The sequence below is a fragment of the Domibacillus sp. 8LH genome (assembly GCF_038806185.1).
GTDB lineage: Bacteria > Bacillota > Bacilli > Bacillales > Domibacillaceae > Domibacillus > Domibacillus indicus_A.
In genome coordinates, this window is the sequence record NZ_JAVJNG010000034.1 from 22,938 (window position 1) to 32,424 (window position 9,487).

The 9,487-nt window shown below is 41.1% G+C and carries 8 protein-coding genes; 6 read left to right on the forward strand and 2 right to left on the reverse strand.

Features of this window, described 5'->3' with window-relative positions; all coding sequences use genetic code 11:
- Window positions 1-413 precede the first annotated feature (413 nt).
- The 4 genes from RG959_RS21860 (at window position 414) to RG959_RS21875 (ending at window position 2,964) form a co-directional block, all read left to right on the forward strand.
- Window positions 414-1,274 (forward strand): EamA family transporter, encoded by an 861-nt coding sequence (locus RG959_RS21860; RefSeq protein WP_342798931.1) that lies wholly within the window; start codon window positions 414-416, stop codon window positions 1,272-1,274.
- 215 nt (window positions 1,275-1,489) lie between these two features.
- A complete protein-coding gene (locus tag RG959_RS21865; RefSeq protein ID WP_342798932.1) occupies window positions 1,490-1,870 on the forward strand; it encodes a hypothetical protein in 381 nt (126 codons plus the stop codon).
- 82 nt (window positions 1,871-1,952) lie between these two features.
- Window positions 1,953-2,279, forward strand: coding sequence for an antibiotic biosynthesis monooxygenase family protein (locus RG959_RS21870; RefSeq protein WP_342798933.1), 327 nt, complete (start codon window positions 1,953-1,955; stop codon window positions 2,277-2,279).
- Window positions 2,280-2,325: 46 nt separating this feature from the next.
- On the forward strand, window positions 2,326-2,964 hold the full coding sequence (locus tag RG959_RS21875) for an O-methyltransferase (protein WP_342798934.1): 639 nt from the start codon (window positions 2,326-2,328) through the stop codon (window positions 2,962-2,964).
- A 254-nt stretch (window positions 2,965-3,218) separates the two neighbouring features.
- Here RG959_RS21875 and RG959_RS21880 read toward each other — a convergent pair whose 3' ends face one another.
- Window positions 3,219-5,450: an RNA degradosome polyphosphate kinase gene (locus RG959_RS21880; protein ID WP_342798935.1), complete on the reverse strand. Its 2,232-nt coding sequence runs from the start codon at window positions 5,448-5,450 to the stop codon at window positions 3,219-3,221.
- A 457-nt stretch (window positions 5,451-5,907) separates the two neighbouring features.
- Between RG959_RS21880 and RG959_RS21885 the strand changes: the two genes are divergently transcribed.
- On the forward strand, window positions 5,908-6,768 hold the full coding sequence (locus RG959_RS21885; protein ID WP_342798936.1) for a hypothetical protein: 861 nt from the start codon (window positions 5,908-5,910) through the stop codon (window positions 6,766-6,768).
- Between the two features lie 119 nt (window positions 6,769-6,887).
- On the opposite strand, the gene RG959_RS21890 is transcribed toward RG959_RS21885, so the two are convergent.
- The gene (locus RG959_RS21890) at window positions 6,888-7,868 is read right to left on the reverse strand and encodes a zinc-binding dehydrogenase (protein ID WP_342798937.1); all 981 of its coding nucleotides are present in this window, start codon (window positions 7,866-7,868) and stop codon (window positions 6,888-6,890) included.
- A 390-nt stretch (window positions 7,869-8,258) separates the two neighbouring features.
- Between RG959_RS21890 and RG959_RS21895 the strand changes: the two genes are divergently transcribed.
- Window positions 8,259-9,134 carry an NAD(P)-dependent oxidoreductase gene (locus tag RG959_RS21895; RefSeq protein WP_342798938.1) on the forward strand — a complete coding sequence of 292 codons (876 nt, stop codon included), beginning with the start codon at window positions 8,259-8,261 and terminating at the stop codon, window positions 9,132-9,134.
- Window positions 9,135-9,487 lie beyond the last annotated feature (353 nt).

The window sequence follows — 9,487 nt, forward strand, 5'->3', positions numbered from 1 at the left end:
ATGGACGACTGATCTTTAAAACAAATATTACATACATGCTATTTGAAAAGGAAACGGTTATATATAAAGATGAAGAGCAAAGTTTATCGTATGCTATACTGTTGAAGGAGTTTACATAGGCGGAAGGTCTTAAGAGATAAGTTTTTTGGATTGGATACCAAATAAATTCAAAAAATGTATGCTATTAAGGTCTGGCCCCAATGGAATAGTAGAGTCAGACTTTTTGTATTTTCACGGTTATGTGTGCTGTCTCAAGGGTGAAAATCTTTTTTAAATTCAGCGGTAAGAAAGCGGGTCCGCCGTTGAGTGCTGATTAGAGTACGGCAGGAAAAAAAGAGCGAACTAGGTTAAATATTAATGCATGAGAAAATGTATAGAAAACAAAGTGAAACAAGAGAAAAGAAGGTCATAACATGAGTATAACACTAGCATTCATTGCTGCTTTATTTGCTTCATTAACGAGTATACTGGCCAAAATCGGCATTGAAGATGTTAATTCCAATTTGGCCACAGCCATCCGGACAGTCATTGTTTTAATCATGGCTTTTATAATCGTGCTTATAACCGGACAACTTGATACAATACCTGAGATTTCTCATAAAGCACTTCTGTTTATCATCCTGTCAGGTCTATCAACGGGGTTATCCTGGCTGTTTTTCTTTCGGGCACTTGCAATGGGTGATGTTTCGAAGGTAGTGCCGATTGACAAATCAAGCGTGGTTTTAACCATCCTGTTTTCAATTTTGGTACTGGGAGAACAGGCGCTTCCGCATATTATGGCAGGAGGAGCTCTTATCGCTGTAGGTACCTTTGTTTTGATTGGCAAAAATGAAGAAAAGAAACGGTTTTCCGGTTCACAATTTTATATTGTGCATGCCATTTTAGGAGCTGTATTTGCGGCATTAACGACCATCCTGGCAAAGATAGGGATGGAAGGTGTTGATTCTAATGTAGCTACTTTTTTAAGAACGATCGTGATCCTTCTATTCGCCTGGGCGATTGTCCTTTTCAAAGGTACATTTAGGGAAATGAAACTCATATCAAATAAAGGCTACCTCTTTTTAATTTTGTCAGGCATTGCAACAGGCTTATCCTGGCTGTGCTACTACGCTGCGATTGCCATTGGCAAAGTCTCTGTTGTCGCTCCCATTGACAAGTTTAGTGTGGTCATCACCATGATTCTCGGTTTCATAATCTTAAAAGAAAAAGCAGCAAAACAAACGGTTATAGGCGGCTTGATTATTACGATTGGCACGGTTTTACTCGTTTTTTAAATACAAAATAAATGATAGATATTATGCTGTCCAGGCAGACAATATAAAAAACCCACTATTCATAGTGGGTTTTTTGTTTTATCAAACCCAACTATTTGTACTACGCCTTTTCTTACTTGCACGGAGAACACAAGTGGCAAGAACAAGTTGACTTTCTGTATACAAATGTATACCATAGTTTTGTATACGTTTGTATACGGAAAGGAAGAGATAACATGAGAGACCAATATGGCAAAAGATATCGCCGGGATGAAAGACCTTTCGGCCATGAACACCACCGTGAAGAACATCATCATAGAGGAGGCGGCCACAGACGTAAGGATCATCCTCGTGGCGGTGCCAAAACTTTCCGCCGGGGAAGAGCGATTGAATTTTTAGACAGGCTGAATGTAAAACGTGCCACATTAAAACAGCAATTAGAAACACCTGAGCTGCAATCGATTAACCCGATTTTGGTGGGAGAACTAAAAGCAGTGGAAACGATTATGAATGAATTTACTCAGTTGTTTGAAATTCATGAAGATGAAATCAAGCGGCATGATGTTCCAGTAAACGAGGAAGAAGCATCAGAAAAAGGCCCGGCTGAAGAGGAATAATGGGAATGGCTGCCCTTTTATGGCCTAAAGGTGCAGCTGATCCAACATAACAGTATGTAAAAAAGACAATGGGGGAGAAACGATGTTCGTTCAATTAAGAAAAATGACGGTAACAGAAGGCAATGCTGAGCAGGTAGTGAATCGGTTCAGTAAACCAGGAATCCTTGAACAGCAGGAAGGATTTGTGGACCTTAAGGTGCTGGTAAAGCAGGTTAGACGCGGCGAAGAAGAAGTAATCGTCTTAGTGACCTGGGAGTCAGAAGCCCATTGGAAACAATGGGAGAAAAGTGATGCACATATCGCCGGCCATAAAGCAAAGCTGAATCAGCCAAAACCGGAATATATCATTCATACAGAAGTCGGAAAGTATGAAGTAAAAGCCGTGAAAAAAGCAGAAGCATCTGTATAAGTTTAAAGCAAGTCTTTGCAGCATGACGGGAAAGGAATAAAATTCCATGAAACAAATAAACAGCTATATCGATTCAGTATTTTATACGGGGGACGCTCTTTTAGAAGAAGTCATTGCGTCGATAAAAGAAAACGGAATGCCTTCTATATCAGTATCCCCTTCTTCGGGAAAACCGCTGACCATGCTTGTATCGATCTCAGGCGCTAAGCAGGTACTGGAAATAGGAGCGCTTGGCGGCTACAGCGGCATTTGCCTGGCAAGAGGATTCGGGAAAGAAGGAATGTTAACGTCTCTTGAATTAGAGAAGAGATACGCAAAGTTAGCACACAGCAATCTAGCCAAAGCGGGCTTTGACGATCAAGTCTCCTATATGACCGGGGCAGCTTTAGAAAGTCTTGAAAAACTGGCTGGCGAAAACAAGCGATTTGATTTTTTCTTTATTGATGCAGATAAAGCAAATTATGAACATTACCTGGAATACTGCATTAAACTGGCAGAACCGGGTGCATTAATCGTCGCGGATAACGTACTTGCGAAAGGCAGTGTAGTGGACCCGGATATAACCCCTAAACGTTATACGGAAGCCATGAAGAAATTTAATGAAATGACAATGCATCATCCGCGATTAGAATCCGTGCTTATGCCAATTGGTGATGGCATGACACTTTCAAGAGTAAAGAAATAAGGCGGTATTCATTTGGAGTCAATGAGCCGTGATCCTATGTATGTTTTTCTTTATGGAAATAACGCGTAAAAAACACAATGACAAAGGGTACTTGTGTCAGCTTGCAGACAGAGCCTTCTGTTTTTGCCTGGGATGAAACAAGGCAGAAGGCTCTATTGAAACGGGCTTGCCTGAAATGCAAACTGCCTTTTATTTTTTAACACGCTCACTCTTTACAGAAAACAATGATCTATTCATTTGGAGATGCCGGCTTGTTAGTAAAGTTGAATCAGCCCGTACACTTTCCGCAGTTTGGCCACAGAGGAACTGCCGATTCTCGCAAGCTTTTGTTTGAATTCAAAGGCGGATGCGTCAGGAATATCATTAAACAGTTTCGTTTGCTGTGCCAGTTCACACAAGATCAGCTGGCTGTTGATTTCTTTTTCTTCATCCGATCTTTTTACGTAATGATACTGACCGCTGCTGTCTTGTTCCCGTGCTTTACGGTTATCTTGCAGCGCAAGCGCCAGACTGTCATAGACACGTTTTTTTAAATGAGTCTTTAAAATGGGGAACATGATTTCTACACGGTTTTCCATGTTTCGGGTCATCAAGTCAGCCGATGATAAAAACACTTTGTTTTCCCCATTATGGTGAAAATAATAAATTCGTGTGTGTTCAAGGAACGCACCGACAATGCTCCGGACCTGGATGTTTTCACTAACCCCTTCGATTCCCGGCCGCAGGCAGCACACGCCTCTAACAATTAAATCGATTTCCACTCCAGCTTGGGACGCTTCATACAGCTTCATCATAATCTTTTTATCCGTCAGTGAATTCATTTTCGCAATAATGCGCCCGTTTCCAAACAGCTCGTGAGCGGCAATTTCTTCGTCAATTAATTGCAGGAATCTATCTCGTATGCCAAAAGGCGCAACAGATAAATGATGGTAGTCCGGTTTTTCCATATGTCCGCTCAATGAATTGAAAAAATGGGTGGCATCAATGCCAATTCGTTCATCAGCGGTTAGAAGCCCCATATCCGTGTAAACCCGTGCAGTAGCGTCATTGTAGTTGCCAGTTCCAAGATGGACAAACCGTTCAATTTTTCCTTTTCGCCGGCGTACAACGAGGGTGATTTTACTGTGTGTTTTCAAATGCGTCATTCCGTAAATCACGTGGCAGCCTGATTTTTCCAGCTCCTTTGCCCATTGAACGTTATTTTCTTCGTCAAACCGGGCCTTCAGCTCTACAAGAACGGTTACCTGTTTGCCGTTTTCAGCAGCGCGCTCCAGGCTTTTAATAATTGGAGAATCGCCGCTTACCCGGTACAGCGTTTGCTTGATCGCCAATACGTCCGGATCATCAGCAGCCTGTGAAATAAAATCAACAATCGGTTCAAACGACTCGTACGGATGATGAAGCAACACATCCTTCTTGAGAACCTGGCTGAAAATGTTTCCTTCTCCTTCTAAATCCTGCGGCGGCTGCGGAATAAAAGACGGGGCAGCCAAATGTTCGTGCGTTGCTTGAATGCTTTTGGAAAAAGAAAATAAAAACGTTAAATCCAATGGAGCTTGAATGGCATATACATCTTTACTGTGAATTTCCAGCTCTTCTTTTAAATACTCGACTACTTGCTCGTCATAACAGTCATGCTGCACTTCGAGCCGGACAGCGGCCCCCCATTTTCGTTTTTTCAGTTCTTCTTCAATTTCCTGCAGCAAATCCTCCGCTTCGTCCTCGTGAATTGTCAAATCGGCGTTACGCGTAATGCGAAAAGGAGTGACAGATTTTACTCCATATCCTTTAAATAATTTAGGCATAAAGACAGAAATCACTTGTTCTAATAAAACAAATACTCTTGCTTCCTTTTTTTCTGCAGGAAGCTCAATCAAACGGTTTATAACAGCAGGCACCTGTACAATCGTCAGTTTTCCCGCTAAAGAACCTGGGGCTTTTCCTTTTTCGTTTTCTTCCAGCATCACAGCTAAGTTTAATGATTTATTCAACAGCATCGGGAAAGGGCGATATGCGTCGATAGCCATTGGGGTTAAAACGGGGAAGATTTGCTCGTCAAAAAAGGTTTCCAAATAGGTACATGCAGCTGGGCTTATCTCCGTCATGGAGTTAATGGTCACATTTTCTTTTGCCAGTAAAGGAGTGAGTTCATGCAAGTATACCTCATCCTGCTTGCCCACAAGGTGATGCGTAATCTCGGAAATCAAACAAAGCTGTTCTTTCGGTGTTAATCCGGCTTTGTTTTCCGGGCGGTTAAATCCGGCTTTCACTTGATCAAGCAAGCCCGCTACGCGCACCATAAAAAACTCATCAAGATTCGAGCTGAAAATCGCTAAAAATTTATAGCGTTCCAGCAGCGCATTTTGTTCGTCACTCGCTTCTTGCAGCACCCGTTCGTTAAAGCCAAGCCAGCTTAATTCCCGATTGTTGTAAAAAGATGGACTGTTTAAGTTTTTTTCTTTGGTGGCTGTATTCACTGTTTGCATGATGCCGTCATCTCCCTGTTGTTGAAATTCCAATTTTGTTAATTAAATTTAAAATAACACTATTTTGTAAATGTTTAGTAAACCCTTTGTAAACTGAATGTAAATATTCCATATTATTTATCTGATTTCAAGAAAAGCGGCATGATTTTTGCCCTGTAAAAAATGAATCGCATAAAAACCCTTCTTTATTTAATAAAAAAAGGATTCAGCTTTTAGACAAACTCCTCAGCTTAAAGTCTTTGTCTAAAAGCTTTTTTGTATGTAGTGTCGTGACTCAATGAATGTAGAGGGTGCGGGTCTTTGCTGTCAGAAGGTTTTGAAGAAAAATCATGTTTTTTTTAAAGTTATTGCTTATTTTTTGTTTTTCACCAAATTTTCACTCTTGAAGAGTAAAGTAGCATTTGTACCAGGGAGGTACATACAAAACGAAATGAAACTTTTCAGGAGGAATTTAAACATGAAAACTAAAAACAAATTATTTGGACTAGCAATGGCAGGCATTATTGGACTCAGCTCTTTAGGCACGGTTTCCGCTTATGCGGCAACAGACACAACAACAAGCACAGCAGCTGTCCAGGAAGAAAAAGCGAAAAATGTAAAAGCAACATTAGATGCAGCCTCTCAAGAAAAAGTGCAGGCGATCATGGATAAATTAACAACAGGGTTACAGGATCTTGGTGTTACATTGCCGGAAAAAGGAGATAAAGCAGACTTGTTTGCGGATCTAGATGAGGATACAAAAGCGAAAGCGGAAGCCATTATGGATAAAATGAAAGCCGGCACGATCACGTTTGAAGAAGCACAGACTCAGCTGAAAGAACTTGGCGTGACACTTCCAGACAGAGCGGAAAAAGGCGGTAGAGGCGATAAGGGCGATCTGTTTGCAGATCTAGGTGCGGATACAAAAGCGAAAGCAGAAGCCATTATGAAAAAAGCAAAAGCAGGCACAATCACATTTGAAGAAGCACAAACCCAATTGAAAGAACTTGGGGTGACACTTCCAGACAAAGGTGATCATGACATGTTTGCAGACCTGGATGCCGACACAAAAGCAAAAGCAGAAGCGATTATGGATAAAGTAAAAGCGGGCACGATCACATTTGAAGAAGCACAAACCCAGCTGAAAGAGCTTGGTGTGACGCTTCCAGATAAAGCAGACAAAGACGATGATAAAATAGCAGACCTACTAGCAGGCTTGGATGCTGATACAAAAGCGAAAGCGCAGAAGCTGATTGATCAAGCTGAAACACAGCTGGCTAAGTACGGTATTGATCACCTGCCTCTGCATGGATTCAACAAATCAGCTAAAGCAGAGTAATTCACTGCTTTTCATTCACTTCACTATTCCTATATAAGTACAAAAAACGCCGTCATGCTCATGACGGCGTTTTTTATATGAAGAAAATGAGAGTAAGGAAATATGATCTTTTGCATTCCTTATTTTATTTTGGCCACCATTTTTCCCTTTACATGTCTTTGGGAGAGACGGGAGAGTGCTTCCGGAATCTCGTCTAATGAAATAACCTCTTTTAACATAGACGAAATGCTGCCTTGGGCTAATAGAAAGAGCATCTCATCTCCTATTTTCGCTAACGCTCTTTCCGCGATAATATCACCTGATTGATGGGCGGCTCCCAGGGCTACTTCATGGTAGGAAAGAGATTTCGTAAATGGTTTTATTTTTGTATAATCAGGAGCCCCGGCAATATGTACGATATGACCTGAAAAGGCAATGAGGTCCAATGCCTCTGTTGCACTTTGCCTGCTAATCGTATCGATAACAGCATCGACTCCTCTTCCATCGGTAATCAGGCTCACTTTGGAAGGGATATCTTCTGTCCGATAATCGACCACAAAGTCGGCCCCAAGCGATTTGACATATTCATGATTGTGAAGGGAAGCGGTAGTAATCACCTGTTTACCGGCTAGTTTGGCTAACTGAACGGCAAATCCTCCTACACCGCCTGCTCCTCCATGAACAAAAATCGTGTTTAACTGGGAAAGAGGCAGCTTGCCATGTAAAGCCTGATAGGCAGTGTAACCCGCTGTTGGAAGGGCAGCCGCATCTTCAAAAGTCACACCTTCTGGAATGCGCGACACGGTGTGTGCGTTGGTAACAGCAAATTCAGCATACCCGCCTTTTTTGGTAAGATCTCCATGGTAGACGACTTTATCTCCTTGATTCCACTGGGTTACTCCCTCGCCAACTTCAGCTACAACGCCAGCGACGTCTAGCCCGAGAATATGAGGATATGTCCAATTTGGATGGCCGCCTGTCGCTGTTTTATAGTCGACCGGATTCAGTCCTACAGCATGAACTTCAACCAGTATTTCTCCTTTGTCAGGAGCAGGAGGGTTTATTTCGCTTACCCGCTTTTCTTTCCATTTGCCTTTTTCCTGCAATAACAAAGCTTTCATAAACATTCGCTCCTTAAAAGTTTAGTTTGTTTGAATGATTTATCATGGCTAAAAGGATATGCTTCTGCAATGTCAGCATCTGTTAACGATAAACTTTGATTATTTTACCATATGAAAAGCTTATGAATGAATAAGAACGAATCAAGGAAGAGGTTCCTTGATTGATTCGCTTTTTTCCCAAGCACAAATCTTATTTAAAACTGCTCTTGGTGCATTCTCTGTATGGGTTATATTCTGCTGTGGGCAACACTTTGTGGTAAACAAGTATAATAGGTGATTTCGTCATTCTCTAACTCCCTAGGCTGTTGGGGGTGCTTGTTAGGAGAAGGAGGCCTCATCATGTTATGCTTTAGAAGTAAAGGTTAAACCGATTAAACAGGAGGAATAGAAATGCATACGTTAGGTTGGATTGGATTAGGTCATATGGGTGAACCTATGGCCATGAATCTTTTACAAGCAGGGTATAAAGTGAACATATACAACCGCTCCCAAGAAAAAACAATGCCTCTAGTAGAAGCAGGAGCTGTTAACCTGCATTCGCCAAAAGAAATAGCTGAACAATCGGATATTATCTTTACGATGTTATCGAACGCGGATGCTGTACAGTCTGTTTTAACGCAAAACAATGGTGTATTAGAAGGGATCAAATCCGGTAAAGTGGTGGTAGACATGAGTACCATTTCACCAGAAGATTCACGTTTATTTGCAGAGCTGGTATCAGAAAAAGGCGGAATCTACATAGACGCACCCGTATCTGGTTCAGTAGGACCAGCCAAAGCAGGCCAGTTAGTAATCCTTGCGGGTGGAGACGAAAGGGCTGTAGAAATGTGCCAGCCTTATTTTAATATCTTAGGCAAAGAAACCATTTACTTTGGTTCTAATGGAAAAGGCAGCTCTGCAAAATTAGCCATTAACCTGCTGCTGGGCATTATTGGACAGGGGGTTGGAGAAACCTTATTATTTGCAGACAGATCAGGACTGGATAGGGAAAAAGTGTTGGATATGATCTCCTTTTCCGCAGTGAATACAGGATTATTTCAAGGGAAAAAAGAGATGTATCGCAAAGAGGAATTTCCTTCTGCTTTTATGTTAGAACTGATGGCGAAAGACTTAGGCTTAATCAAAGCGGAGGCAGACAGAATGGAAACAACATTGCCGCTTGCTGAAGTAACGAACACGACCTACCGTTCTGCCAAAGAAAACGGAAAAGCACAATTGGATATGGCAGCCGTTTATTTAGAGTTAAAAGACAAGAATAAGAAGTAAAGCAGGGGAGCATCCTTTCGGGTGCTTCTTTTTAGTATCTAAAGTATACGTATAAAGCTGTCTTGACTAAGCGATATTGAGTGACTTCCACCTGTTCAAAACTTTATTATCTTGTAATTTAGTGCTCAATGTAGATTTATTAAAAAGTATGATCATTTAAAGCAAAATCTGATTATTTATAATAAAGATTGATAAGACAAGATATTGTAAAGTAATGTACTTAAACTAAACCAGCTAATAGTTTGTCAATATTTTTCAATAAAAATCTTGAAAATTGCATGATATACTAAAAACAAGCATGACAAATAACCTTCTTTTAATCATGCGTTGGAAGGTTTTGTGTTATTTAGTTG

What these genes read in the sequence shown, in the direction of transcription:
- RG959_RS21870 (WP_342798933.1), top strand. Translation starts at nt 1,953, where the DNA reads ATGTTCGTTCAATTAAGAAAAATGACGGTAACAGAAGGCAATGCTGAG.
- RG959_RS21860 (WP_342798931.1), top strand. Translation starts at nt 414, where the DNA reads ATGAGTATAACACTAGCATTCATTGCTGCTTTATTTGCTTCATTAACG.
- RG959_RS21895 (WP_342798938.1), top strand. Translation starts at nt 8,259, where the DNA reads ATGCATACGTTAGGTTGGATTGGATTAGGTCATATGGGTGAACCTATG.
- RG959_RS21875 (WP_342798934.1), top strand. Translation starts at nt 2,326, where the DNA reads ATGAAACAAATAAACAGCTATATCGATTCAGTATTTTATACGGGGGAC.
- RG959_RS21890 (WP_342798937.1), bottom strand. Translation starts at nt 7,868, where the DNA reads ATGAAAGCTTTGTTATTGCAGGAAAAAGGCAAATGGAAAGAAAAGCGG.
- RG959_RS21885 (WP_342798936.1), top strand. Translation starts at nt 5,908, where the DNA reads ATGAAAACTAAAAACAAATTATTTGGACTAGCAATGGCAGGCATTATT.
- RG959_RS21880 (WP_342798935.1), bottom strand. Translation starts at nt 5,450, where the DNA reads ATGCAAACAGTGAATACAGCCACCAAAGAAAAAAACTTAAACAGTCCA.
- RG959_RS21865 (WP_342798932.1), top strand. Translation starts at nt 1,490, where the DNA reads ATGAGAGACCAATATGGCAAAAGATATCGCCGGGATGAAAGACCTTTC.